23 protein-coding genes are annotated in these 24,303 nt (G+C 67.4%); 15 read left to right on the top strand and 8 right to left on the bottom strand.

The window, feature by feature from the left end; all coding sequences use genetic code 11:
- Nucleotides 1-25 precede the first annotated feature (25 nt).
- Together nth and JCQ34_RS15985 are read left to right on the top strand one after the other, a co-directional pair.
- Entirely contained in the window at nucleotides 26-820 is a 795-nt protein-coding gene (gene nth / locus JCQ34_RS15990) for an endonuclease III (RefSeq protein ID WP_286404596.1), read from the top strand.
- Nucleotides 817-1,494, top strand: a complete 678-nt coding sequence (locus tag JCQ34_RS15985; RefSeq protein ID WP_286399080.1) for an NUDIX hydrolase — start codon at nucleotides 817-819, stop codon at nucleotides 1,492-1,494. The genes nth and JCQ34_RS15985 overlap by 4 nt, the downstream gene beginning before the upstream one ends.
- A 3-nt stretch (nucleotides 1,495-1,497) precedes the next feature.
- Here the strand turns inward: JCQ34_RS15985 and JCQ34_RS15980 are convergent, their stop codons facing one another.
- Together JCQ34_RS15980 and JCQ34_RS15975 are read right to left on the bottom strand one after the other, a co-directional pair.
- Nucleotides 1,498-1,686 carry a YegP family protein gene (locus JCQ34_RS15980; RefSeq protein ID WP_286399079.1) on the bottom strand — a complete coding sequence of 63 codons (189 nt, stop codon included), beginning with the start codon at nucleotides 1,684-1,686 and terminating at the stop codon, nucleotides 1,498-1,500.
- Between the two features lie 160 nt (nucleotides 1,687-1,846).
- Nucleotides 1,847-3,583: a bifunctional 3'-5' exonuclease/DNA polymerase gene (locus tag JCQ34_RS15975; protein ID WP_286399078.1), complete on the bottom strand. Its 1,737-nt coding sequence runs from the start codon at nucleotides 3,581-3,583 to the stop codon at nucleotides 1,847-1,849.
- A gap of 346 nt (nucleotides 3,584-3,929) precedes the next feature.
- On the opposite strand from JCQ34_RS15975, the gene ssd reads away from it, so the two are divergent.
- The 7 genes from ssd (at nucleotide 3,930) to JCQ34_RS21075 (ending at nucleotide 9,643) form a co-directional block, all read left to right on the top strand.
- A complete protein-coding gene (gene ssd / locus JCQ34_RS15970; RefSeq protein WP_286399077.1) occupies nucleotides 3,930-4,994 on the top strand; it encodes a septum site-determining protein Ssd in 1,065 nt (354 codons plus the stop codon).
- Nucleotides 4,991-6,295 (top strand): TadA family conjugal transfer-associated ATPase, encoded by a 1,305-nt coding sequence (locus tag JCQ34_RS15965; protein ID WP_376976626.1) that lies wholly within the window; start codon nucleotides 4,991-4,993, stop codon nucleotides 6,293-6,295. The genes ssd and JCQ34_RS15965 overlap by 4 nt, the downstream gene beginning before the upstream one ends.
- On the top strand, nucleotides 6,244-7,092 hold the full coding sequence (locus tag JCQ34_RS15960; RefSeq protein ID WP_376976625.1) for a type II secretion system F family protein: 849 nt from the start codon (nucleotides 6,244-6,246) through the stop codon (nucleotides 7,090-7,092). Before JCQ34_RS15965 ends, JCQ34_RS15960 begins: the two co-directional genes overlap by 52 nt.
- Nucleotides 7,089-7,691 (top strand): type II secretion system F family protein, encoded by a 603-nt coding sequence (locus JCQ34_RS15955; protein ID WP_286399075.1) that lies wholly within the window; start codon nucleotides 7,089-7,091, stop codon nucleotides 7,689-7,691. The genes JCQ34_RS15960 and JCQ34_RS15955 overlap by 4 nt, the downstream gene beginning before the upstream one ends.
- 229 nt (nucleotides 7,692-7,920) lie before the next feature.
- Nucleotides 7,921-8,475 (top strand): DUF4244 domain-containing protein, encoded by a 555-nt coding sequence (locus tag JCQ34_RS21125; RefSeq protein ID WP_376976624.1) that lies wholly within the window; start codon nucleotides 7,921-7,923, stop codon nucleotides 8,473-8,475.
- Between the two features lie 236 nt (nucleotides 8,476-8,711).
- The gene (locus JCQ34_RS15945; RefSeq protein ID WP_350310796.1) at nucleotides 8,712-9,089 is read left to right on the top strand and encodes a TadE family type IV pilus minor pilin; all 378 of its coding nucleotides are present in this window, start codon (nucleotides 8,712-8,714) and stop codon (nucleotides 9,087-9,089) included.
- Nucleotides 9,086-9,643 (top strand): Rv3654c family TadE-like protein, encoded by a 558-nt coding sequence (locus JCQ34_RS21075; protein ID WP_350310795.1) that lies wholly within the window; start codon nucleotides 9,086-9,088, stop codon nucleotides 9,641-9,643. The genes JCQ34_RS15945 and JCQ34_RS21075 overlap by 4 nt, the downstream gene beginning before the upstream one ends.
- A gap of 20 nt (nucleotides 9,644-9,663) precedes the next feature.
- Here the strand turns inward: JCQ34_RS21075 and JCQ34_RS15935 are convergent, their stop codons facing one another.
- Entirely contained in the window at nucleotides 9,664-12,039 is a 2,376-nt protein-coding gene (locus JCQ34_RS15935) for a DEAD/DEAH box helicase (protein ID WP_286399073.1), read from the bottom strand.
- A 71-nt stretch (nucleotides 12,040-12,110) separates the two neighbouring features.
- Nucleotides 12,111-12,803, bottom strand: a complete 693-nt coding sequence (locus JCQ34_RS15930; RefSeq protein WP_286399071.1) for a GNAT family N-acetyltransferase — start codon at nucleotides 12,801-12,803, stop codon at nucleotides 12,111-12,113.
- A 134-nt stretch (nucleotides 12,804-12,937) separates the two neighbouring features.
- On the opposite strand from JCQ34_RS15930, the gene JCQ34_RS15925 reads away from it, so the two are divergent.
- Nucleotides 12,938-13,834: a rhodanese-related sulfurtransferase gene (locus JCQ34_RS15925; RefSeq protein ID WP_286404586.1), complete on the top strand. Its 897-nt coding sequence runs from the start codon at nucleotides 12,938-12,940 to the stop codon at nucleotides 13,832-13,834.
- A 45-nt stretch (nucleotides 13,835-13,879) separates the two neighbouring features.
- On the opposite strand, the gene JCQ34_RS15920 is transcribed toward JCQ34_RS15925, so the two are convergent.
- Both JCQ34_RS15920 and JCQ34_RS15915 read right to left on the bottom strand, forming a co-directional pair.
- Entirely contained in the window at nucleotides 13,880-14,440 is a 561-nt protein-coding gene (locus tag JCQ34_RS15920; RefSeq protein WP_286399068.1) for a hypothetical protein, read from the bottom strand.
- A gap of 50 nt (nucleotides 14,441-14,490) precedes the next feature.
- Nucleotides 14,491-14,964 (bottom strand): hypothetical protein, encoded by a 474-nt coding sequence (locus JCQ34_RS15915; RefSeq protein ID WP_286399065.1) that lies wholly within the window; start codon nucleotides 14,962-14,964, stop codon nucleotides 14,491-14,493.
- Nucleotides 14,965-15,007: 43 nt separating this feature from the next.
- Between JCQ34_RS15915 and JCQ34_RS15910 the strand changes: the two genes are divergently transcribed.
- From JCQ34_RS15910 to proC, 5 genes are all read left to right on the top strand, one after another.
- A complete protein-coding gene (locus JCQ34_RS15910) occupies nucleotides 15,008-16,663 on the top strand; it encodes a N5-glutamine methyltransferase family protein (RefSeq protein ID WP_286399063.1) in 1,656 nt (551 codons plus the stop codon).
- A gap of 129 nt (nucleotides 16,664-16,792) precedes the next feature.
- Nucleotides 16,793-19,519 (top strand): type I DNA topoisomerase, encoded by a 2,727-nt coding sequence (gene topA / locus JCQ34_RS15905; RefSeq protein ID WP_286399061.1) that lies wholly within the window; start codon nucleotides 16,793-16,795, stop codon nucleotides 19,517-19,519.
- A 52-nt stretch (nucleotides 19,520-19,571) separates the two neighbouring features.
- Nucleotides 19,572-19,991 (top strand): SseB family protein, encoded by a 420-nt coding sequence (locus JCQ34_RS15900; RefSeq protein WP_277796907.1) that lies wholly within the window; start codon nucleotides 19,572-19,574, stop codon nucleotides 19,989-19,991.
- A 7-nt stretch (nucleotides 19,992-19,998) separates the two neighbouring features.
- The gene (locus tag JCQ34_RS15895) at nucleotides 19,999-20,988 is read left to right on the top strand and encodes a Ppx/GppA phosphatase family protein (RefSeq protein ID WP_286399053.1); all 990 of its coding nucleotides are present in this window, start codon (nucleotides 19,999-20,001) and stop codon (nucleotides 20,986-20,988) included.
- A 273-nt stretch (nucleotides 20,989-21,261) separates the two neighbouring features.
- Nucleotides 21,262-22,095: a pyrroline-5-carboxylate reductase gene (proC, locus tag JCQ34_RS15890; RefSeq protein WP_286399052.1), complete on the top strand. Its 834-nt coding sequence runs from the start codon at nucleotides 21,262-21,264 to the stop codon at nucleotides 22,093-22,095.
- On the opposite strand, the gene JCQ34_RS15885 is transcribed toward proC, so the two are convergent.
- Entirely contained in the window at nucleotides 22,092-22,778 is a 687-nt protein-coding gene (locus JCQ34_RS15885; protein ID WP_056328631.1) for a potassium channel family protein, read from the bottom strand. The two genes, proC and JCQ34_RS15885, sit on opposite strands and share 4 nt — an antisense overlap.
- Nucleotides 22,771-24,204 (bottom strand): TrkH family potassium uptake protein, encoded by a 1,434-nt coding sequence (locus tag JCQ34_RS15880; RefSeq protein ID WP_286399049.1) that lies wholly within the window; start codon nucleotides 24,202-24,204, stop codon nucleotides 22,771-22,773. Before JCQ34_RS15880 ends, JCQ34_RS15885 begins: the two co-directional genes overlap by 8 nt.
- Nucleotides 24,205-24,303 lie beyond the last annotated feature (99 nt).

Genomic DNA, 24,303 nt, shown 5'->3' with positions numbered 1-24,303 from the left:
CACCAAAGCCGGCCAGGCCGCCGGAATGCCGGCGGTCTCGTCCGAATCCGTACTGGCGCTGAAACGGCGCGCGCGCCGGATCCACCGGGCCCTGGCCGAGAAATACCCCTACGCCCATGCGGAACTGGATTTCAAAAACCCGTTCGAACTGCTCGTGGCCACCGTCCTGTCCGCCCAAACCACCGACGTTACGGTCAACCAGGTCACTAAGGTTCTGTTCACGCGCTACCCCAACGCGCGTTCGCTGGCCGAGGCAGACCCAACAGACCTTGAAACCATCCTCAAACCCACCGGATTCTTCCGCGCAAAGGCACGGAATGTCCTTGCCCTGTGCACCCGCCTGGTGGACGACTTTGATGGCGAGGTCCCGGGCCGGATGGAGGACCTGGTCACGCTGCCGGGGGTGGGGCGGAAGACGGCCAACGTGGTGCTCGCCAACGCGTTTGGCATTCCGGGGATCTCCGTCGACACGCACTTCGCCCGCCTGGCCAAGCGGTTTGGGTGGACCCAGTCCGAGGACCCTGTGCAGATCGAACAGGACGTGGCCGAACTGTTCGAGCGCAAGGACTGGACCATGCTGTCCCACCGGGTCATCTTCCATGGCCGCCGCGTGTGCCATGCCCGTAAGCCCGCCTGCGGGGCCTGCCCCGTCGCCAACTGGTGCCCCAGTTACGGGCTGGGCGAGACTGATCCCGACAAAGCGGCCAAGCTCCTGAAATACGAACTTGCGCCTGGCAGCGAGGCGCTGCTGGAGCAGTATCTGGCGGAGCAGCACCGGGCCGCGGAAATCCGGATGGCCTCCCAGCTGAGGACCCCGTGAGTGCACGCGAAGACCTTGCCGAGCTGATCAGAAGGGCGGAAACCGGAACGGCCGGTCCGCCTGATCCCCGCTGGGCCGCACTCACGGTGGACGCCGCACGTGCCCGCAGGGCCGCTGTCCTGATGCTTTTCGGCGTCCTTGACGATGTCCCGGCCGAATCCGGCAAGCCGCTGGCGCCGGCCGACCTCGACGTGTTGCTCCTGGAACGCGCCCACACACTGGGATCGCATCCGGGGCAGGTTGCGTTTCCCGGCGGCGGCATCGACAGGGGAGAAACGCCGGTGGCAGCGGCGCTCCGCGAAGCCGAGGAGGAGACCGGACTGGACTCGGGCGGGGTTGAGGTCCTGGGCACGCTCCAGGACCTGGGCCTGGCCCACAGCAACTTCCTGGTGACGCCTGTGCTCGGATGGTGGCATGCCCCGTCTCCGGTCCGCGTGGTGGACTACGGCGAATCCGCGCAGGTTTTCCGCGTCCCGGTCCGTGACCTCCTGGATCCGGACAACCGGGTCATGGCCACCGTGCACCGGGCGGGCCGCACCTTTGACAGTCCTGCCTTCACCGTGAACGGCGTGGTGGTGTGGGGCTTTACCGGGATCGTTTTGAGCGGCCTCTTCGACCAGCTCGGCTGGTCGGTTCCCTGGGACCGGAACAGGCTGCATCCCATGGGGGTCTGATTTTCAGGCCTGCTGGCGCAAGTCCACCACGATTCCGGTGGCGGCGTTCTCGCGCATGGCATTGATGCCGTCGCGGAGCATGCTCAGGGACCTGAAGGTTGGCGACACCGCCACCACATTCCCTTCGGCGTCGGTGAGCCGCAACCGGTACGACTCGTCGCCTGCACGATGGATTTCAAATCTTCCCGCCATGGACGGGGACCTCCCTGGTATGCGTCATTGCATCAGCGTGCGGACCGATCTGCTTCAGTCGCCGCTACGACTGTAACGTCCGTCACCGGGCCCGCATAGCTACCGCCGGGTAGATTACTTTGCGTCTCGCACGTAAGCGCTGGCGGCCTTTTTCGGGGGGCTATTTCGCGAGGTCATAGGAGTCAACCACGGCGAGGCTGACCGGAAACTCGACCGGGACAGGACCGAACAACAGGTCCTTCGCAGCCCGGGCCGATTCCTCGATCGCCCTGATGCAGGCGTCGACGCCGTCCGCCGGGGCATGCACCATCACCTCATCATGGAGGAAGAAGACCAGCTCAGCCTGGACAGCCCCGCCACCGCCGCCGGTGCCTGCCGTCCGCAAGGTACGCAGCCGTCGTCGTAATTCCGCCAGCCAGCACGCCGCCCAATCCGCTGCCGACCCCTGGACCACGAAGTTCCGGGTGAAGCGCCCGCGGCTCCGGGCGATGGACTCCGCCCGGCGCTGCTCCTCCGCCGTTGCTGAGCGCTGGCTCAGGAACCACCGTTCCGAAGGCGGCGGGCTGCTGCGGCCCAGCCGCGTGGTCACCGTCCCGCCGGCCTCGCCCGCCCTTGCTGCCTTCTCCACGAAATCCACGGCGCGCGGATAGGTTCGCGCCAGCTGCGGCATCAGCCGGCCTGCTTCACCGGAGGTGGCCCCGTACATGGCGCCCAGCAAGGCTACTTTTGCTTTGCCCCGGTCGCCGCCGAACCCCTTGGCGGCGATGCCGGCATAAAGGTCCTGGTCCCGAGCCGCCTCCGCCATGGTGGAATCCTGGGCAAGTGCCACCAGGACGCGCGGTTCCAGCTGCGATGCGTCCGCAACGATCAGCTTGTGGCCTGGATCGGCATGCACCGCGCCGCGGACCTGGCGGGGGATCTGCAGCGCGCCACCGCCCCGGGAGGCCCAGCGCCCCGACACCACGCCGCCCACCACATACTCGGGACGGAAACGGCCGCCGTCCACCCAGGCGTCCAGCCAGGACCAGCCGTTGGCCGTATGCAGGCGGGAAAGCTTCTTGTACTCCAGCAAAGGCTCGATGGCCGGATGGCCGTACTCCCTGAGCTCCCACTTTCGGGTGGTTTTTACTTCGATCCCGTTGCGGTGGAGTGCCCGCATCAGTTCCTGCGGAGAATCCGGGTTGAGTCCGGGCGCCCGGAGCAGGGAACGCAGTTCCGCCGCCAGCGCTTCAAGTTTCTGCGGCCGCTGGCCGGCCGGCGGCCGCGGGCCGAGATGGCTGACGAGGATTTCCTCGTGCAGGTCCTCCCGCCAGGGAACGCCCGCGTGCTGCATCTCGGCAGCCACCATGGCGGCAGCAGACTCCGCCGCGAGCAGCAGCTGAAGGCGCTTCCGGCGGTTGTCCTCCGTTCCCACCTCCGCCAGCGCGGCCTGCTGGGCAGCGTATTCGGCCCGGAGATCCTCAAGGGCAACGCCCCGCGGCGGTCCGGACGCGGGATCATCGAAGAGCGCACCTTGGTCTGCCGGGGGACGGGGGGGCAGCAGCGTCTTCGGGGGAAGCACGGGATCCTCCACCGGGGTTCGGTCCGTGTTCCTGGCATACTCCGTGTGGGCGCTGAACTGGGAAAAGGCCAGGATGTTGCCGCAGAGAGTGATGTCATAGCAGCGCTCCACCTCCACGCCGGAGGCGAGCAGTTGCGGGTACCAGTCCTGGGTCCGTTGCCAGATCCAACGGGGCGGCACGCCACCGGGGCGCCTGGCTTCGAGTTCGCGGACGACGGCGGAAAGGTCGCTGAGTGCCACCACTTGCGGTTCGGGGTTGGCCGGCTGGGCATGGCCGGCCTGGGTCAGTTCCTGGAGGGCCGCGCCGCGGGGGTGGGCGGCGAGCAGCAGGTACATGCTCCCATTGTGCCCTGTCCGTGGAGCGCCCATAGCCTGGTTGTCCACATACGGGACGTGCTCCCTTAACTGGGCTGTGCGGCAGGGGCAGAGTGGCCCCATGAGCAGGCACCAGCTGAACGCATCGCCATCCGGGCAGGAACAGGCCGGAGGTTCCTCTTGGCCGCCAACGAGGCCGGCCTCAGCGCCACGGGCGGATACCTTGCCTCCCGGGGACCCTTTGGCCACCGGGACCGGGGAGTCAGGTGCCGCGTGGCTGCCGGACGACGGCAGTCTACCTGGTGCCGGTGCAGACGCTTCAGTTCCATACAGTTCAGCGCCCGCTGCTTCGGTGCCGGATCCATCAGTGTCCGCGGGACGGGGCGAGGTACTGCTGGTTACCTCCTCCGGTGTCCTCCGCGCCGAAGTGGAACGCATTGTGGCAGCCGCCGGCGGCAAGTTGCGCGTCGTCGCGGACGCGGTGGAGGGCGGGCGCTACTGGGACTCGGCAGCAGCAGTCCTGGTGGGAAGTGACATCAGGGAACTGCCGCCCCGCCGGAGCACGCCTGCGGTCATGGTGGGCCTTGACGGCGAGGGCGACAGCCTTTGGCATCTCGCGGCTGCCTTGGGTGCGGAACGTGTTGCCGTGCTGCCCGATGCCGCCGCCTGGCTGGCGGATCATCTCAGCCGGTCGCGCTCGCCGGGTCCGGGTGGGCTGGTCCTTGGCGTCATCGGTGGCTGCGGCGGTGCCGGGGCCACTACCGCTGCCATCTGGATAGCGCAAGCGGCAGCAGGGCTGGGTGCCAGGGTCCTGCTGGTGGACGGAGACCCGTGGGGAGGAGGCCTGGAACTGGCCCTCGCCGCGGAGGAGAATCCCGGCCTGCGGTGGCCGGACCTCGCCGAGGCCAGGGGAAGCATTGATCCCCTGCAGCTCACCGACTCCCTGCCGGTTGCCGGTGGCTTTTCCTTCCTGTCCTGGCCCGCCACGCGGGAACAACTCCTCCCGGTGGCTGCGGCGGCCGCAGCCGGCGTGCTCGATGCCGCGCGGCGGGGTTACGAACTGGTTGTTGTTGATGTGGGACGCGGCGCGGAGCCGCTCCGCACGGTGGCGTGGGACTGCGACCGGATCTTGTTGGTGGTGCCGGCGCAGCTACAGGCAGCGGTTGCGGCCGTGCGCCTGCTGCAGGAACTTCCGCCGGTGGAGGCGGGACTGCTGGTTCGGGGGCGGCCCGGCGCGGCGCTCGACACTTCCCTGATCGCCGACGCCGTGGGGCTGCCGGTTCAGGGCCGCATCCCAGACCTGCGTGCCGTCGCCGGGGCCATGGAATCGGGCCGCCTCCTGGACCTGGGGAAGCGGCGGAATATCCGCCACTTTGGCGGAGCCGTGCTCGATTGGCTCGGAGAGGACCTGCCGGCGGGGGACGTGGAGTGAGGCGGCCATCAGGTACTCCCTTAACTTCGGCGCCGGAGACGCGCGGGGCGGCAGGGGCGGGAGGCCTCGGTGAGCGGCGCAGCGCACGCATCCTGGCAGCGAACCAGGCCGGTCGCCCGGGGCGCAGCAGGGACACCGCCGGCACGGGCAGGCCCGTCGATTCCGGACTGCTGGAATCCGTCCGCGAGTCGATGATGGCAGAGGCTGGAGCCGTGACGCCCTCCCGCGTGGCCGCAGCCGTCCAGGCCACGGGAAAATTGTTGGGTACCGCCGGATCACTTGCCGCAGTGGAGCGGATCAGCGCCGAGCTCAATGGGCTGGGGCCGCTGCAGGAGCTGACGCGGGACCCCGGTGTCACCGATATCTTCGTCAACGCTCCCGATTCCGTCTGGGTGGACCGGGGACGGGGCATCGAACGCGTCCCCGTCCTGTTCGACGGGGAGGCACAGCTGCGGGCGCTGGCCTGCAGGCTCGTGGCTGCAGGCGGGCGCCGCCTCGATGACGGTTCCCCCTGCGTCGATGTCAGGCTTGCCGGCGGTTACCGTGTCCATGCCGTGTTGCCGCCGGTATCCACGTCCGGGACGCTGCTGAGTGTCCGGATCCGGAGGGAACGGGTGTTCAGCATGGCGGAGCTGGGCTCCGGCGGCATGTTCGGGCCAGGAGTGCAGGCGGTGCTCGAGAGGATGGTCACCAAAAGGTTGAGCTTCCTGGTCAGTGGTGCCACGGGCTCCGGCAAGACGACATTGCTGTCCACCCTGCTGGGCCTGTGTTCCCCGGAAGAGCGCCTGGTCCTGATCGAGGATGCGTCCGAACTGAACCCCGTCCACCCGCACGTCGTCGCCCTGGAGTCACGCCATGGGAACCTCGAAGGAGGCGGCGCGGTGGACTTGGGGGAACTCGTCCGGCAGGCGCTCCGGATGCGCCCGGACAGGCTGGTGGTGGGGGAGTGCAGAGGTGCTGAAGTACGTGAACTCCTCACCGCGATGAACACCGGGCACAGCGGCGGCGGAGGCACCATCCACGCAAACACCGCTGCAGCCGTACCGGCCAGGCTCAACGCCCTCGGTGCGCTCGCAGGGCTCGGTCCGGAGGCTGTGCGGCTCCAGGCGGCCAGCGCGCTGGATGCGGTCATCCACGTGGGCAGGACGCAGCGGGGCAGGGAAGTCTTGTGCATTGGGCTTATCGACGACGGCCCGGAGGGGTTGACGGTGGTGCCGGCCGTTGGACAAGCGGGGTCGCCGGGCCCCGCATGGCCTGCCCTGGCGGTCCGATTGGGGATGGACCGCGGGGACATCCTGTGATTCTTCTCTTCACCGTGGTGTTGTGCGCTGCTGTGCTGTTGCTCCTCAAACCTCCCCTGGGTGCTGCTTCCAGGTTGCGGGCAGCAACCAGGAGCAGTCCGGATTTGCCCTCATTTGCGAAGGTTCGGAGATTGCGGTGGGGCAGGCGGGCCGGTGGAAACGCCGCAACGGCCAAGGGACCCGGCCTGACACTGGTGGTTCAGCAACTGGCGGCGCTGCTGAAAGGTGGACGGACGCCCGGGCGGCTGTGGGACGAACTCTGGACGGTCTACGGCGTCCCCAATGGGAACGGGCAGCCGCTTGGGGAGCCACTCCACTTTGGCTCGGCGTTGTCGGAGGGATCGGCCGCCGTACTGGGGTCTGCGCGGGCGGCTTCGGCGACGGGAGCTCCCGTCGCCGAAGCCATCCGGCGGGCACTGCCCACAGTTTTCAAGGCCAGGGACAGGGAGGCCCGGACCTGGTCCCAGCTCGCTGCGTGCTTCGACATCGCAGAAGCCAGCGGGTGCCCGCTCGCCGACGTGCTGACGCGCTTTGCAGCCCAGCTCGAAGCGGAGGATGACGCAGACGCGGCGCGGCAAACAGCCCTTGCCGGGCCCAAGGCAACGGTCCGCCTCCTGACCTGGCTTCCATTGATGGGTCTAGGACTGGGCACCCTCCTGGGCGTGGATCCGCTGTCCACCCTGCTGGGAACACCTCTCGGCCTGGCCGCACTTTTTGGCGGAGCAGTCCTCACGGTTGCGGGAAGGGCCTGGTCCGCGCGGCTGGTATCGGCCGCCGCCGGGTCAGGAACACCATGACCGCGGTTTTGGGTCCGGGCCCCGTGCTTTTCCTGCTGCTCGCGGCCGGCGCATGGCTCGCCTGCTCCAGCCATGACCGGTCTCGCCAACGGCTGCGACGCCTGTCGCCGTCTCCTGGGCCGGGGGCAAAGCACACCACGGGTACGGGAGGAAGTCGCAGCAGGGGCCTGAACGACACGGCCATGATGCTTGAGCTCGTTGCTGCCATGCTCGATGCGGGGGCCGGGCTTGGAAGATCGCTCGAGCTGGTGGCCGCCTCCGCGGCACCGCAGTACAGGGACTCGCTGCGGCCCGTGGTCTCGGCGCTGGCCATCGGCGCCGATTGGGAAACCGCCTGGCGCAGCTCTGCCGCCCGCAGCAGCGGGATCCTTGAGCTTCGTGATGCCTTGGGCTTCGCAGCCCTCACCGGTGCCCCGTCGTCCGCGATCCTGTATGCCCAGGCCGCAAGGCTCCGGCGGGAACGGTTCCGGGCCGCTGAAAAGCGGGCTGCCTCGCTTGGGGTGAAGCTGGTGGTTCCGCTGGGCCTGTGCTCGCTCCCTGCCTTCATTTGCCTGGGTGTGGTTCCTGTGCTGCTGGCGCTAGTGCCGTCCGGCTCCTAGTCACTCCGGCGCCCTCCGGCGCCTTGTCACTCCGGCGCCCTCCGGCTCCAGGCGGCCGGCCCTGCTTTCTGGCCGGCATCTGTGCAGTCCGAGGCCACCCTTCCTCCACATTGGGGGAGTGCCCCGGCTTTTCCACTTAGCGCACCCCTTCCCTTACCGGCAACAGCTACGCCGGGAAGAGTCAAAGGCAGCCGGCAAAGCCCCCGGCGAACAACCGAAAGGAAACCACATGTCCACCAACCACCGCCGCCGTAACTACTCCGCCAACTACTCCGCCGGAACTTCCGCGCTCGCTGCTTGCGGCCTGCGGCCCGGCCTGCTGCAGCCCGGGCGGGGAGACGGTCGCCTTCGCAACATCAGCGGCGCCCCGCGCGCTTTCGCGCCTGTATCGCTCGCCGACGCACTTTCCATGAAGGCATCAGGCACCACCGCTTCAGCGCGGACCACATCCGTTCCGCTGCCAGGCAACGTCGTGGAGCTCTGCCTCGATTCAGTGGGGCATGGCGTGGCTGCTACTTATTCGTTTACTTGTTCGGTGGGGACCCGCCCAGTCGAGTCCGGTGCAACTTTTCACCCGCCCACCTCCGGTCCTAGAGATGTCCCATCCAAGGCCGCACGCAACGCAAGACTGATGTGTTCTGAGGCCGGAATGGCCACGGCGGAATATGCCATCGCTACCCTGGCCGCGGTTGGGTTCGCCGGGCTGCTGGTGTTTATCCTCCGGAGCGATGAGGTTCGGGGGTTCCTGCTCAACCTCATCCGCACCGCCTTGGCGCTGCCGTGACGCCAGTACTTGCCGTCAGCCTCGTGCAGAGTATGCGTCACGGCCGGGGGTCCTTTCCGGCTGCCGGCCGCAGCGTGGCCTGCAGCCGGGTCGCCGGAAGCTTGGTGTCCGGGTTCCAGGTGGCCCGCAGTGGTATCACCGTCAATAGGGCAGTCAGCGGGCAAGGAAGCAAACAACGGGGCAGGGGAATGTCGGACAGGGGAACATTGGACAGAGCGGCCAAAGCACGGGGTGCGGTGACGGCGGAGTTTGCCGTGGCACTTCCCGCCGTGCTGGCGCTGCTGGCCATGCTGCTTGCCGGTGCCGCCGCCGGCATGACGCAGTTGCGCATCGAAGAGGGAGCCCGGGCCGGCGCCAGGGCCTTGGCTCGGGGCGATGACCCGGCGGCGGTGGAACGGACAGTCCGGACGCTTGCCGGTGGGTCGGCGGCCGCCTCCATATCTGCCGACGGAGAGTGGCTCAGCATCACCGTGACGGACAAGGTGCCCGGGCCCCTGGGATCCTCCATCCCGTGGACCCTCACCGCCCGTGCCTCAACACGCAGTGAAACCGCAGGAACCGGAACTGCCGGCGGTGCTGGCGGTGGCCTGACCGAGGGCACAGGGCTCAAATGATGGGGAAAGCCAAGCTACTACGTCCGGTGGGCAAAGAGGGCAGCTCCGCCTCACTCCCCGGTCGCGCTCCAACAAGGCACTGCAGACGGTCCCCAACCGGGTGCTGCCGCGCTCCAACCAGGCGGTTCCGCAGGGCTCCAGCCTGGCGTTGCCGTTGGGCCCAGAGCGGGCAGTCCGGGCCCGCTCCCGGGTGGCGGCGGTCAGGAGTCGACGATGGCCGTGAGCGCGGCTCCGGGACGGTTCTGGCTGCAGGGCTGGCGCTTGTGGTCATCACGGCGATGGCGGTCATGCTGCTGCTGGCCCAGTCAGCTGTCCTCGCAAGCCGGGCGGCTGCAGCTGCGGACCTGTCCGCGCTTGCTGCGGCGGACGCACTTCGCGGCATCAGCAGCGGTGAGCCCTGCACGGTTGCCGCCGACGTGGCAGCACGCCACGCGGCGACGGTCATCAGCTGCACTGAGGGGGCCGGGCAAACCATTGAGGTGCGGACCGAGCTTGGCGAGCGCTCGCTGCTGGGTGCAGCCACCGGTCGTGCCCGGGCAGGGCCTCCACCATAGGAAAGGCGGCCTTGCAGGAGTCAGCTCCTGGCTTCCTGTTCCACCGGCACGGCTTCCGTGGCGTCCTTGAGCAGGACATCCAGAAGGGTCACCGCTGCAGCCTTGTCCAGCGGGTTGTTCTTGTTTCCGCACTTGGGGGACTGGACGCAGGACGGGCAGCCGGAGTCGCACTCGCAGGCCTTGATGGCGTCCCGCGTGGCCGCGAGCCACACCATGGCCTTGTCGAAACCACGCTCGGCGAACCCTGCGCCGCCGGGGTGCCCGTCATACACGAAGATGGTGGGCACGCCGGTGTCGGCGTGCAGCGCCGTGGAAACCCCGCCGATGTCCCAGCGGTCGCTGGACGCAACGAGGGGCAGGAGTCCGATTGCCGCGTGCTCCGCGGCGTGCAGGGCACCGGGAAACTGCGCTTCAATCAGTCCCGCCCCCGTCAAAGAACGGTTGTCCACCACGAACCAGACCGCCTTGGTGAAGAGCTCACGTGCGCCCAGTTCCAGCGGCTCTTCACCCAGGACCTCGTTGGAAATCAAGGCTTTGCGCTGGAAGGAGACAACTTGGGTGGTGACCTTCACGTCGCCGAAGTGGACAGTCACATCGCCCCACTGCATGGTCCGCACGGAGTCCAGGACCTCGATCTGGGTCACGTCCCGTGCTGTCGTGTAGTAGTCGGGATTTGCCCGGCGCACCATGACACAGTGGTCGTCTTCGTTCAGATCCTCCACCACGTAGGTGTCGCCCTGGTGGACGTAAACCGCGCCGGTGTGCGCCTGGTAGTGGGTCTGGGGCGAGTCCATGGTTCCCAGGAGGGAACCGGTCTCGGCGTCGACGATGCTGACCGGCCCACCGCCGTCACCCCGGAGACTGACCATGCCCGCAGCGCTTTGCGAGTGGGTCCAGAACCAGCCCGCGGGCCTCCGCCGGAGGTAGCCCTGTGCCACCAAACGGTCCAGGAGCATTTCGGCCGTTCCGCCAAAGAGGTCAAGCTCGCCAGGTCCCAGCGGAAGTTCCGCAGCCGCCGCGCACAGGTGCGGCCCGAGAACGTAGGGATTGGACGGGTCAAAGACGGTTGCTTCGACCGACACGTCGAAGATCGCTTCCGGGTGGTTCACCAGGAACGTGTCCAGTGGGTCGTCGCTGGCCACAAACGCCGCGATGGCTTCCTGGCCCGCCCGGCCGGCCCTGCCTATCTGCTGGAACATGGATGCGCGCGTCCCGGGCCAGCCTGCAACCAGGACCGCGTCAAGGCCCGAGATGTCGATACCCAGCTCCAGCGCGGAGGTGCTGGAAACGCCCAGCAGCTGGCCCGAACGCAGGGCTTTCTCGACCGCACGGCGTTCCTCCGGCAGGTACCCGGAACGGTAGGCCGCCACCCGCTGGGGCAGGCTGGGGTCCACCTCGTCAAGGAGCCGTTTGGTGATGGCGGAGATGGTCTCGGCCCCGCGCCGGGACTTGATGAAGGCAATGGTGCGGATCCGGGCTGATACCAGGTTGGCCAGCAGGTCCGAGGTCTCGGCAACCGCGGTTCGCCGCTCCGTGGCTCCGTTCTCGCCGCGGATGTCTGTGAGCGCCGGTTCCCACAGCGCCACAGTGGTGGCCCCATGGGGCGAACAGTCGCGGGACACCGCCTTCACGGGGGCGCCGATGAGACGCGCGAAGGAGAGATCGGGCTCGGAAGCGGTGGCGGAGGCCGCAATGAAGACGGGCTCCGGGAATGAGGTTCCTGCCCCGTAATAGGCGCAAATCCTGCGGAGCCGCCGCATTAGGTTGGCCACATGCGATCCGAACACGCCGCGGTAGCTGTGGGCCTCGTCCACGATCACATAGCGCAGCCGCCGGAAGAACCCTGCCCACCAGGCGTGGTTGGGAAGGATGCCAAAGTGCAGCATGTCCGGGTTGGCCAGAATGAAGTTGGCATGGTCCCGGATCCACCGGCGCGCGGCCGGATCAGTATCGCCGTCATAGGTTTCGGCCCGGACGGTGGGCAGTTTCAGGGCACGGATGGCGTTCAACTGGTCGGCCGCCAACGCTTTGGTGGGGGAGAGGTAGAGGGTGACGGCGCCGTCGTCGTGGATTTTCCCCGGGTCCGCGAGCACCCGCAGCTCGGACCGGTGGATCGCATCCAGCGCCGGCAGCTGGTATGCCAGCGACTTTCCGGACGCGGTTCCGGTGGCCACCACAACGTGTCCGCCCGAGTGGGCTGCGTTGGCCGCATCCACCTGATGCAGGTATGGCTCCCGGATGCCCAAGGAGCCGTATGCCTCAGCGATGTCCGGATGCAGCCATGCGGGCCATGGTGCGTGGACCGCCTCCCGCGCCGGGATGGTGCGGACATGACGGAGCTGTTCCGGGTCCGGGCCGCGGCCCAGCAGAGGAATCAGGGAGTCATGGGGGTTCACCCCACCATTCTTTCATCCGGCGCCTTATGCACAGCCAAGGTTCGCCGACGGGAAAAGGCCGGCAGGCAGCTTCAGCTCAACGAGAGGTCCGCGCCCTCATGGGACGCCGAGAGCATCAGGACCCGTGCCACCGTGGTCCAGCCGAGGTGTGAATAGAGCTTCTGCCCGTCCGCCGAAGCCAGCAGGAGACCGGTCCGCACGTCGTGGCCGAAGGCCTGGGCCGCCAGGGCGCGCATGATGAAGCTGCCCAGGCCCCTGCGCTGGAACGAGGATTCGGTGATGATCTTGTCGAACACTGCGGTATCACCCACCACGAACACCCGGCCGCTGGCCGCGATGGCGTCTCCGGAGCGGACCTCCGCATAGTGGACGCCGTCCTGCTCGAAGGTGGACAGGCTCAGGTCATCGTCTGAAAGCCAGGGGTCCTCGGCGTCCTGGGTCTCCATGTCCACGATCATCATCGTTTGCGTGTCAGAGGTGACGTTCAGCCTGTGCCGGGCAGCCAGATCCATATACCGGGAGGGGTCGTTGGTGAGGATGGTGAGCACGCGGGCCGGGGATTCGGCCGTCTTGGCCGCCAGTGCGGCGAACTCGTCCGCGGTGGGTTCGGACGCGAAGACTTCCCACTCCCCGCTGGTGTCGGCGCGGAGCGCGGAAGGGAAACGGCCCTCCGTGGAGGTCCGGTAGCCGCGACATCCCGCCCAGCCGGCAACCCACACCTCGAGCAGGCCAGTGATGTCTTCAACCAGGGTTTCCGGACTCATGGGATGAACACTATTCCAGCCCGATCGCCAGCAACAGGGGGTGCGGAAGTGCTTATCCAATTGTGATGAGCACCAGGGTCCGGGCTGTACGGAGGCTGGCAGGCGCAGGCAGCCCAGCCGGTACCCTTAAATACGTGGCTTTGAACAAGATTGTGCTCTTTTACGGCTTTACCCCCATCGCCGATCCCGATGCGGTGCGGCTCTGGCAGCGCGCCCTGTGCGAGAAGCTGGGCCTGACCGGCCGCATCCTCATCTCCAAGGACGGGATCAATGCCACCGTGGGCGGGGAAATCCGCGCCGTTAAGCAGTACGTCAAAACCACCCGGGAATACCCCGGCTTCCGCGGCATCGACGTCAAATGGTCCGACGGCGGTGCGGAGGACTTCCCCCGGCTCAGCGTGAAGGTGCGGGACGAGATCGTCTCCTTCGGCGCCCCCGGGGAACTCAAGGTGGACGCCAACGGTGTGGTGGGCGGCGGGAAGCACCTCAAGCCCGAGCAGCTGCACGAACTCGTCGAGGCCAGGAAAAAGGACGGCGAGGATGTGGTGTTCTTCGACGGCCGGAACGCGTTCGAAGCCCAGATTGGCCGGTTCAAGGACGCCGTGGTCCCGGACGTGGCAACCACCCACGACTTCATCAAGGAGCTGGAGTCCGGCAAGTACGACGCCCTGAAAGACAAGCCCGTGGTTACCTACTGCACCGGAGGCATCCGCTGCGAGGTGCTCTCCAGCCTGATGGTGAACCGCGGTTTTAAAGAGGTGTACCAGCTGGACGGCGGCATCGTCCGGTACGGCGAAGCATTCAAGGACCAGGGGCTCTGGGAAGGCTCGCTCTACGTCTTCGACAAGCGCATGCACCTGGAGTTCAGCGAGGACGCCAAGACCATCGGTGAGTGCGCCCGCTGCTCCGCGCCCTCGAACAAGTTCGAGAACTGCTCCAACCCCAGCTGCCGGACCCTGACGCTGTACTGCGCCGAGTGCGCCGCCAGCCCGGAAACCCTCCGTTGCCCGGACGGCTGCGCGGCTGCGTAGCAGCGCGAGTAGCAGCCCCGTCAGGCAGCCCCGCCTGGAAGAAGATCAAAGCCGGCGCACGCGGAAGGCGTAGTTGGCAGGGGTCCTGGCCTCCACCCTGACCGCTAAGACGCTGTCCGTGGACAGATAGATGACGTTTTCGCGGTTGATGCCGCACCGCAGGCCCAGGTCCACCAGGGTGAGGGTCTCGGTGCGCACGGTGAAGGTCACCCGGCGCTGGCTTCGGCAGGCGATGGCCAGGATGTAGGTTCCGGTCTCCAGCACCGGCGACGAAACGTTCCGCACCTCCCCGGCGCCCAGGAGCCCGGCACCGGACTGGACCACGGGACCGGTGCTGTCCGGCAGTGCCCGCGACACCCAGTCGCCAAGCTCGGCGTCGCTGACGGGATCCTGCTGCAGCGGGTCACGGGTGAAAGCCGGCGCCGGGGCGACGGTTGCGGTGCCCTGCGCGCTGCCGGCCCGGTCGTCGTACGTATATTCACAGGCCACCAGCGCACCTGCCGCAAGCACAAGTCCAAGGGCGACGGCGGCCGCCGGCTTCGGTGCCAGGGGCGCCCGTGCTGTCCCTCGGGTAAGGGGCGCGGAGTTTCCCCGCACGCTGGGCATAGTCCGACTTTATGCCCGCAGCGGGCGGCGGGCCAGAGCCGGAGGAGGGGCTATTTCGCGGGCACCAGCCGGTAGGCGTAGAGCAGCGGGGCGTCCACGCTGGAGGTGCTGATTTCGACGCGTCCGGAGGCGGGCAAGGTGATTCTGGTGGATTCCTGCAGGCCGTTGCAGGCTGCCCCGGCTTCGGCCACGGCCTTGCCGTCCAGCGACACTGCGAAGAATGCCTTGCCCGTGCCGTCGCACACGGCGGTGAGGGTGTAGCTGCCCGCGGGCACCCTGGCGGCTTCCTGCACAATGCGGTCCCGGTTGAGGATCTTCCCCGAGTCCTGCAGCACAACACCAGCCGGGGACGAGGGCAGGGCAGTGGCCTGCCACTTCGGAACGTCAGCGTTTTCCACCGGGTTCACCGGCGAACATCCCGCCAGGGCAAAGCCGAGCACCGCGGCGACCGCGGCGCATGGCAGCGAACGGCGTACTGTAACGTCCGTGCGGGCGCGCAGCATGAGGGAAAGGCGGGAAGGCATGGCTCCACCGTACCCCGCAGCCATGCCGGACTAAACTTGGGCGGTGCCTAGATCCCCTTACGAGTTCACCGCCGGCAACATCCCCGACGCCCCCCGCAGCGACCTCCCCGGACTGCTGGCCGCGCTTGCTGCGGACCTGCGCCGCCTGGACTACACGCTCGACGGCGTCGCCCGGCTCCTGGGTCCTACAGGCTCGGCCGCGTTGAACCGGGACCAGATCATTCCCGCGCTGCTTGCTGCCGAGCAGGCTGTAAAGGAGGACAGCCGCGTGGCGCCGCTTGCCGCCGTCGTCCGCTTGTGGCTGCTCGCCGAGCCGCAGGAGCGGGAAACGCTCGACGGCGCGCTGCCGGGAACCGGCGTCGAAGGGCTCCTGGAATTGGGGCTGGTGCAGCCCGTCCCCGGCTCGGCGCTGCTCACCGCCAAGGCGGACCTGCGGCCATATGGCTGGGACAAGAATGATGACGGCAGCGGCGGCGCGGAGCTGTGGGTGGCCAGCGACCTCGCCGCGCACCAGCAGGCGGGCGTGTTGCGGCACGACCACGTCCTGGGCATCGGGCAGGCATCCACCACCCTGGTTCAGACCACCATCCGCCGCCACACCGAGCGCGCCCTGGACCTGGGCACCGGCTGCGGCATCCAGGCCTTCCACCTGCTGCACCACTGCCAGCACGTCACCGCCACCGACATCTCCGAGCGGGCCCTGGCCTACGCGCGGTTCAACATCCTGCTTAACGCGGAAGCCCTCTCGGTGGATCCGGACCGCCTTGAGGACAGGGTGAGCCTGCGACTGGGCTCCCTCCTCGAGCCCGTTGCCGGGGAGGAGTTCGGACTGGTGGTCTCCAACCCGCCGTTCGTCATCACCCCGCGCAGCGCCGGCGAGGATGCGGCGGACCAGTTCACCTACCGCGACGGCGGCCTGGCGGGGGATGGGATCGTCGCGTCCCTGGTGGCAGAGCTGCCGGGTATCCTGGCGCCCGGCGGCTGGGCCCAGATGCTGGGAAACTGGGAAGTCCCGGCGGGCGCCGGCTGGGACGAACGGCCCAGGTCGTGGGTGCAGCCGGGCACGGACGCCTGGTTCATCCAGCGCGAGCAGGTCAGCCCGGAACAATACGCCGAGACCTGGCTGCAGGACGCCTCGGAATCCCGCGACCGGCAGCACTACCGGGAGGCGTACGCGGCCTACCTCGCGGATTTTGCCTCCAGGAATGTAACCGGGATCGGCTTCGGTATGGTGTGGCTGCGGCGTCCCGCCGACGGTGCGCCGGCCGCCGTCAGCCGCTTCGAGGAAATCACCTACCCCATTGAGCAGCCCATCGGCCCCCACCTGGGTGCCGCCATCGAACGCTGCGACTGGCTTGCGGCGCATGATCTTGGCAACACGCACCTGCTCGTGGCGGACGACGTAACCGAGGAACGCCACCAGCGTCCCGGCGCCGAGCACCCCGGCGTGATCCTGCTCCGGCAGGGTGCCGGACTGCGCCGTACCAACCTGATGAGCACCGAGCTGGCCGGGTTCGTGTCGGCATGCGACGGCGACCTTACCGCCGGGCAGATTGCCGGCGCCTTGGAGGCCCTCCTGGGCGGGGATTTCGCCGGGGAGGAAGCGTTCGACGGCGGGTCCTTCCAGGGCGCGCTGCTCGCCGACGTGGCCAATCTGGTCCGCGACGGCTTCCTGCTCCCGGCCGGGATGACTGCCTGACGGGATGCCCCCGTAAGCCCGCAATGGAGCCCCGTCTTTTCCACATGAATGCGCACGATTCCCCAAAATATGGTGAACTAGGCGAACATGGGCTCATCTGCCCCAGCAATCTTTTTCTGTAGGAGCACCGTGCCAAGCAAGGCCAAAACCGGCAAGAAACTCGTGATCGTGGAGTCTCCGGCCAAGAGCAAGACCATCGCCAAGTACCTCGGCGAGGGCTTCATCGTGGAGGCCTCCATCGGTCACATCCGGGACCTGCCGCAGCCGTCCGAACTGCCTGCAGAGCTGAAGAAGACCTCGGTGGGCAAGTTCGCCGTCGACATCGACCACGACTTCAAGCCCTACTACGTGGTGTCCCCGGACAAGAAGAAAAAGGTCACCGAGCTTAAGGCCGCCCTCAAGGACGCCGACGAACTCTATCTCGCAACAGATGGGGACCGCGAGGGCGAAGCCATCGCGTGGCACCTGCTGGAAGTGCTCAAGCCCAAGGTTCCGGTGTACCGGATGACGTTCGGCGAAATCACCAAGGAAGCCATCCAGCGCGCCATGGGCAACCTGCGCGACGTGGACCAGGACCTGGTGGACGCCCAGGAAACCCGCCGCGTCCTGGACCGCCTCTACGGCTACGAAATCTCACCCGTCCTCTGGCGCAAGGTGGCCCGCGGCCTGTCCGCCGGCCGCGTGCAGTCCGTGGTCACCCGCATGGTGGTGGACCGCGAACGTGAACGCATGGCCTTCAAGGCTGCCTCCTACTGGGACCTGACCGGCCAGTTCGGCGCCGAGTCCGGCTCGTTCAAGGCCAAGCTGGCCGCCGTGGACGGCGCCAAGGTGGCCACGGGCCGCGACTTCAACGACAACGGCGAGCTCACCTCGCGGAACGTGGCCCACCTCAACGAGGAACTGGCAACGTCCCTGGCGGCCGGCCTGCAGAACGCGGACTTCCGCGTCCGCTCAGTGGACACCAAGCCGTACACCCGCCGTCCCGCCGCGCCGTTCACCACCTCCACGCTGCAGCAGGAGGCCGGCCGCAAGCTGCGTTTCTCCTCGAAGAGCACCATGCAGATCGCCCAGCGGCTGTATGAAAACGGCTACATCACCTATATGCGTACCGACTCCTCCGCACTGAGCGACGAGGCCGTCACCGCAGCCCGCCGGCAGGCGTCCGAACTGTACGGTCCGGAATACGTGCCGCAGTCCCCGCGCGTGTACTCGAACAAGGCCGCCAACGCGCAGGAAGCGCACGAGGCCATCCGCCCCGCAGGTGACTCCTTCCGCACGCCGGCCCAGGTGGCGAAACAGCTGTCCGGGGACGAGTTCCGCCTCTACGAACTCATCTGGAAGCGCACCGTCGCGTCCCAGATGGGCGATGCCAAGGGTTCGACGGCGACCATCCGCCTCGGTGCCGTGTCCACCGACGGCCGGGACGCCGAGTTCTCCGCCTCCGGCACCGTGATCACGTTCCCCGGCTTCCTGGCCGCCTACGAGGAAGGCAAGGACGAGACCCGCGGCGACGACGACTCCGACGAAGCCCGCCGGCTGCCCAACGTGGCCAAGGACGACTCCCTCACCGCAGCTGACATCCAGGCCGTGGGGCACGAGACCTCCCCGCCGCCGCGCTACACGGAAGCGTCCCTCACCGCGGAACTGGAGAAGAAGGGCATCGGCCGCCCGTCCACGTACGCCTCCACCATCTCCACCATCCAGGACCGCGGCTACGTCCGGAAGCAGGGCTCAGCACTTGTACCCAGCTGGATCGCCTTCTCGGTCATCCGCCTGCTGGAGCAGCACTTCTCCGATTACGTGGACTACGAGTTCACCGCAGACATGGAAGGCGACCTGGACAAGATCGCCAACGGCCAGGAAGCCGGTGCCTCCTGGCTGCGGCACTTCTACTTCGGCGAGGACTCCGATCCCGGCCTGCTGAGTATCGTCAACAACCTGGGCGAAATCGACGCCAGGGAAATCAACTCGATCCCCATCACGGACGAAATCACGCTCCGGGTGGGCAAGTTCGGCCCGTACCTGGAAAGCTCGGCCGCCGTCGTGGACCCGAAGACCGGCGAGATCGTGGAATCGGCCCGCGCCAACGTGCCCGAGGACCTGGCGCCCGACGAGCTGACCGCTGCCAAAGCCATCGAACTGATGGAGACGGCGGCGCCGGAGGAGCGCGTGCTCGGCGCCGATCCGCACACGGGCCATACGGTGGTGGCCAAGAACGGCCGTTACGGCGCCTACGTCACCGAGATCATCCCCGAGATGACGGACGAGGAACTGGCCAAGCAGCCGCTGGAGTACTACAAGAACGGCAAGCCCAAGCCGCCCAAGAAGCCGGTCAAGGCCAAGCCGCGCACAGGCTCGTTGTTCAAGTCCATGACCGTCGAGTCCGTGACCCTGGACGAGGCACTGCAGCTCATGAGCCTTCCCCGCGCGCTGGGGGAGGACGCCGAAGGCAACCTCATCACGGTCCAGAACGGCAGGTTCGGCCCGTACCTGAAGAAGGGAACGGACTCCCGCTCCATCGGCTCCGAGGAGGAAATCTTCACCATCACCCTGGAGCAGGCACTGGAGATCTACTCCCAGCCCAAGCAGCGCGGCGCCCGTGCCGCGGTGCCGCCGCTGGCCGAGTTCGGGCCGGACCCGGTGTCGGAAAAGAACATTGTGGTGAAGGAGGGCCGGTTCGGACCCTACATCACCGACGGCATCACCAACATCACGGTTCCCCGCGCCACCTCCCTCGAGGAGCTCACGCGGGAGCAGGCAGTGGAGCTGCTGGCGGAGAAGCGCGCCAAGGGCCCGGTCAAGCGGACCGCCACCCGCAAGGCGCCGGCCAAGAAGAAGGCAACGGCAAAGAAGTAGCATCCTGGCCGGCGCGTTTGCGCCGGCCAGCGGATCGTGATCGGCTAGTCGTATGACTGAACAGCAGGGAATCGACGACACCAACCCGCTCAACGACCTTGAGGAGAAGCTCGCCACCGGCGGACAGCCTGACGCGAACCCCGTGGACGTCATCCTGTCGTTCCTCAACAGCGAGGTCTACATCATCAGCTCGGACACCGTGGAAGGCATGGACTCCCAGGTGGAGCCGCTGGTCCTGGCCAACGCCGACGGCGACCCCGTCCTTGCCGTTTTCTCGCACCCCAGCAGGGTGGACCAGCAGTACCTGGAAGCCGCTCCCAACGTGCTGGGCACGCAGGGGGCAGCCATCATCGCCAACCTCGGCGATGAGCTGGGCATGGTGATCAACCCAGGAGCCGCTTACGGCTTTGAGATCAACCCGGAGGGCGTTGCCAACATCCGGCGCGACTTCAAGCGCGCTGACGAGCAATAATGTCCCCATGCGTCTAGGCGTCCTCGATATTGGTTCCAATACTGTCCACCTGCTCCTGGTGGATGCCCACCCCGGCGCGCAGCCGGTCCCGTTCGCGTCGCACAAGCGGCCGCTGTCCCTGGTCCAGTACCTGGAACCGGACGGCAGCATCAGCGACGAGGGCCAGCACGAGCTGACCGAGTTCGTGCTGGAAGCGTGGGAATTCGCTGCCCGGCACAAGGCCGAGGACCTGCTGGCCTTTTGTACGTCAGCCATCCGCGAAGCCACCAACGGCCCCGCTGTGCTGGCCCGGGTCAAGCACGAAACCACCGTGACCCTCCAGGAGCTCACGGGCAGCGAGGAAGCGTCCATGACGTTCTTCGCCGTCCGGCGCTGGCATGGGTGGGGCGCCGGTCCCATCCTGAACCTGGACATCGGCGGCGGCTCCTTCGAAATGGCCTTCGGCCAGGACGAACTGCCGGAGGTGGCCACCTCCGTGCCGCTGGGCGCAAGCAGGCTCACCAGGGACTGGCTCGCCGACGACCCGCCGTCGGCCAAGAGCGTCAAAGAACTCCGCCGCTACATCAGGGCCACGCTCAAGCCTGCCGTGCGGGAATTCGACGGCCTGGGCCGGGCAAACGTGGTGGCCGGTACGTCCAAGACCTTCCGGTCCCTCGCCCGGATCGCCGGCGCCGCCCCCAGTGCTGAAGGCCCCTACGTCAAACGTGAACTGCATGCCTCGGACCTGGGCATCTGGACCCAGCGGATCTCGGCCATGAGCTCGGAAGACCGGCTCCACCTTCCCGGCGTCTCCGAGGCACGGGCCCACCAGCTGCTCGCCGGCGCCTTGGTGGCGGAGGCCGCCTTGGAGATGTTCAAGTTCAAGAAGCTGCGCATCTGCCCGTGGGCCCTGCGTGAAGGACTCATCCTGCGGCGCCTGGACCAGCTGGTGTTTTCCGGCCCGCTCCAGCCGGCACCCCACGTGGCCGCCGCGCAATCGGTGGACGCAACCGTCTAGCCTCACCGCTTTACTGCTTGCCCGCGCGCTTCGATGCCTGAAGCCTGGCGGTAAGAACCTGCCGGTTAAAAGCGGAAGCACCGGGGCGGGCAACAGGAAAATGGGGGAAAACCTGTTGCCGCGCCGCCGGTGCCCTGGCAGGCATCCCCATGCCTGCCGCATCACTCGCACCCTCAATGAGGTAATAACTACGTTAGGGCCGCAAGTTGTGTGCTGCCTGCGGTGAAGATGGGAGTTGCCTGTGAATGCGTGCGTGCTGCAATGATGGGAGGCATGAGCAACCGAATCGCATTCCTTGGCTGTGGATCCATGAACGAAGCCATTCTTGGCGGCCTGCTGAAGGCAGGAACCGATCCCGGGGACGTGGTGGCCACCGTCCGCCGCGCCGAGCGTGCCTCGGAACTGGCCGGACGCTACCAAGGGATCACCGCCATCGCGGGCGAGGAAGAGCCGGACAACAATAGGCAGGCCGCCAAGGGATCCGCCGTCGTCATCCTTGGCGTCAAGCCTGTGGGCATCACGGACCTTGCCCGGGAGATCAGCCCTGCCCTGTCGCCGGACACCGTGGTGGTCAGCGTGGCCGCGGCCGTGTCCATCGCCCAGCTGGAGGCCGCATTGCCCGCCGGGCAGCCGGTAATCCGGACCATGCCCAACACCCCGGCAAAGCTGGGCCGCGGCGTCGTCTCCGTCTCGCCGGGCACGCACTGCACCCCGGAACAGCTTCAGTTGGTCAAGGACATCCTGCGGGGTGCCGGAACCGTCGTTGAGGTCCCCGAGGAGCAGGTCGATGCGCTGTCGGCCATCAGCGGATCAGGGCCGGCCTACGCCTTCTACCTTGCAGAGGCCATGGCGAACGCAGGCGAGGAGCTGGGCCTGGACCGCGAACTGTCCCTGCTGCTGGCCCGCGAAACGGTGGCCGGGGCAGGCCTCATGCTCGCCGAACCCGGCGCAAACCCCGCAGCGCTGCGCAAGGCGGTCACCAGCCCCAACGGCACCACCGAGCGCGCCATCGCCACGTTCGACCAACAGGGGATCCCTGCCATCATCGCGGCCGGCGCGAAGGCGGCAGCCGACCGCGCGGCGGAGATCACCAAGCAGCTCGGCTAGGGCCGGGCGGCGAACCTCTCCAGCAGGTCCACGTGGCCGGAGACGATCAGCATGTCCCGGGAGGACACCTTGGTCTCCGGCCGCGCGTAGGTGAAGTCCTCACCCGGGGACTTCACGCCCACGATGGTCACGCCGTACTTGGAGCGGACCTTTGACTCGTCCAGGGTGAAGCCCACCGTTTCGCGCGGCGGGTACATCTTGACGATGGCGAAGTCGTCGTCGAACTCGATGAAGTCCAGCATGCGCCCGGACACCAGGTGCGCCGCACGCACCCCCGCATCGGCCTCGGGGTAGATGACATGGTTGGCGCCGATCCGGGTGAGGATCTTGCCGTGCGAGGGCGTGATGGCCTTGACCCAGAGGTGCTCGATGCCCAGGTCCACCAGGTTGACGGTGATCAGCACGGAGGACTCGATGGAGGTGCCCACGCCCACGACGGCGGAACTGAACTCCTGGGCGCCGAGCTGGCGGAGCGCATCGATGTTGGTGGCGTCGGCCTCCACCACGTGGGTCAGGAGGGGCGCCCATTTCTGCACCAGGTTCCGGTCCCGCTCGATGGCCAGTACTTCCCGGCCCTGCTTTACCAGCTGCTCTGCGGTGGACGATCCAAAGCGGCCCAACCCGATCACCAGGACCGGCGCGTTGTGGGCGGGGCGCCGGGCGGCGTCTGTGGAACTAGCCAATGATCGGCCTCTCTTCGGGGTAGTGGTACAACTGGCTGCGCTGGCGCAGGGCCAGCGCCGCGGCGAGGGTTACGGTACCCACACGGCCTGCAAACATCAGCACCGTGAGGACGTAGACCCCGGCAGGGGGCACCTCGGCGCTCAGGTTGGTGCTGAGCCCCACCGTGGCGAACGCCGAGATGGTTTCGAACAATACGCGGTCCAGGGACTGGCCGCTGATGTGCAGCAGCAGGAACGCCGACACTGACACCAGGGTGGCGCCGGCGACGATCACGGAGATGGCCACCCGCATGCTGCCCTGGGGAATTGTCCGGCCGTACACCTTGACGTCGGCATCGCCCCGGGCCTCGGCAATGATGGCCAGGAACATGACGGCGATGGTGGTCACCTTGATGCCGCCCGCCGTCGACGCGGAACCGCCGCCGGCAAACATCAGGGCGTCGGTCAGCAGCATGGTGGTGGAATCCATATGGTTCTGGTCCACCAGGTTGAAGCCGCCCGACCGGGTCATCACGGAGGCAAAGAGCGCGTGGGTGACCTTGTCGCCCACGCTCATGGAACCAATGGTCCGGACGTTGTCCCACTCCATCAGCGCCCACAGGAATGCCCCCACCACCAGGAGGATCAGCGACACCTGGATGGTGAGCTTGGTGTGGAGGTTCCACTTCTTCCAGTTCAGGCCGTTCTGCTGCAGGACCATCACCACGGGGAACCCCAGGCTGCCCAGGAAGACCCCCACCATGAGGGGGATGAGGATCCACAGGTCCGTCTCATAGGGGACGATGCCGTCCGAGTGCGGCGTGAAACCGGCGTTGTTGAACGACGAGATGGCATAGAAGATGCCGTGCCAAACGGACTGCCAGAACGGCTCACCCAGCGTGAGGAACCGGGGGATCAGCGTCAGTGCCAGAACCGCCTCGATGACCACGGAGGTGGTGATGACGATCCGCAGCAGGGTACCCACCTCGCCCAGCCGGCCTGCGCTGTTCATGGATTCCGCGGCGATGATCTTGCCCCGGACGCCCAGCCGTTTGCTCACCATCAGTGCCAGCAGCGAGGCCAGGGTCAACGTGCCCAGGCCGCCGATGAAGATGCCCACCAGGATCACCAGTTGGCCGAAAAAGGACCAGTGGACCGCCGTCGACACCACCGTCAGTCCCGTGACGCACACGGCAGAGACCGCAGTGAACAGCGCCTGGTGGACGGGGGTCGGAGTTCCGTCAGCCGAAGAGACCGGCAGTGACAGCAGGAACGTGAACACCGTGCAGACCACGGCGAACGCGGTCAGGGCCAGCCGTGCGGGAGAGGTGTTGGCAATATCGTCGATGAAGTCCCGCAGCCGCGTGAAGATCCACAGGCCCTCCCGCTCCTGCGCCGGGGGGTGCCAGGTGGCCGGGGTCCGGGGCCTCGACTGGCTCTGCGTCATATATGGCTTTTCCTCGGTTGAAACGGCTTCCTTCAGTAGTAAACCACGCAAGCCCCCTCCATGGCCGGGCGGACGGCAGGCCTGGCTCGGGTAGCCTGT

The sequence above is a fragment of the Pseudarthrobacter defluvii genome, from assembly GCF_030323865.1.
Taxonomy (GTDB): Bacteria; Actinomycetota; Actinomycetes; order Actinomycetales; family Micrococcaceae; genus Arthrobacter; species Arthrobacter sedimenti.
The sequence above is the reverse complement of the archived record's forward strand: the minus strand, read 5'-3'. Positions and strand labels throughout refer to the sequence as shown.

Excerpts from the sequence above, each read along its gene's own strand:
- nth (WP_286404596.1), top strand. The coding sequence starts at position 26 with ATGCCGGCGGTCTCGTCCGAATCCGTACTGGCGCTGAAACGGCGCGCG.
- JCQ34_RS15980 (WP_286399079.1), bottom strand. The coding sequence starts at position 1,686 with ATGGCGGGAAGATTTGAAATCCATCGTGCAGGCGACGAGTCGTACCGG.
- JCQ34_RS15975 (WP_286399078.1), bottom strand. The coding sequence starts at position 3,583 with ATGTACCTGCTGCTCGCCGCCCACCCCCGCGGCGCGGCCCTCCAGGAA.
- JCQ34_RS15960 (WP_376976625.1), top strand. The coding sequence starts at position 6,244 with ATGGCCTGCCCTGGCGGTCCGATTGGGGATGGACCGCGGGGACATCCT.
- JCQ34_RS15955 (WP_286399075.1), top strand. The coding sequence starts at position 7,089 with ATGACCGCGGTTTTGGGTCCGGGCCCCGTGCTTTTCCTGCTGCTCGCG.
- JCQ34_RS21125 (WP_376976624.1), top strand. The coding sequence starts at position 7,921 with ATGTCCACCAACCACCGCCGCCGTAACTACTCCGCCAACTACTCCGCC.
- JCQ34_RS21075 (WP_350310795.1), top strand. The coding sequence starts at position 9,086 with ATGATGGGGAAAGCCAAGCTACTACGTCCGGTGGGCAAAGAGGGCAGC.
- JCQ34_RS15930 (WP_286399071.1), bottom strand. The coding sequence starts at position 12,803 with ATGAGTCCGGAAACCCTGGTTGAAGACATCACTGGCCTGCTCGAGGTG.
- JCQ34_RS15920 (WP_286399068.1), bottom strand. The coding sequence starts at position 14,440 with ATGCCCAGCGTGCGGGGAAACTCCGCGCCCCTTACCCGAGGGACAGCA.
- JCQ34_RS15915 (WP_286399065.1), bottom strand. The coding sequence starts at position 14,964 with ATGCCTTCCCGCCTTTCCCTCATGCTGCGCGCCCGCACGGACGTTACA.
- JCQ34_RS15900 (WP_277796907.1), top strand. The coding sequence starts at position 19,572 with ATGACTGAACAGCAGGGAATCGACGACACCAACCCGCTCAACGACCTT.
- JCQ34_RS15895 (WP_286399053.1), top strand. The coding sequence starts at position 19,999 with ATGCGTCTAGGCGTCCTCGATATTGGTTCCAATACTGTCCACCTGCTC.
- proC (WP_286399052.1), top strand. The coding sequence starts at position 21,262 with ATGAGCAACCGAATCGCATTCCTTGGCTGTGGATCCATGAACGAAGCC.
- JCQ34_RS15880 (WP_286399049.1), bottom strand. The coding sequence starts at position 24,204 with ATGACGCAGAGCCAGTCGAGGCCCCGGACCCCGGCCACCTGGCACCCC.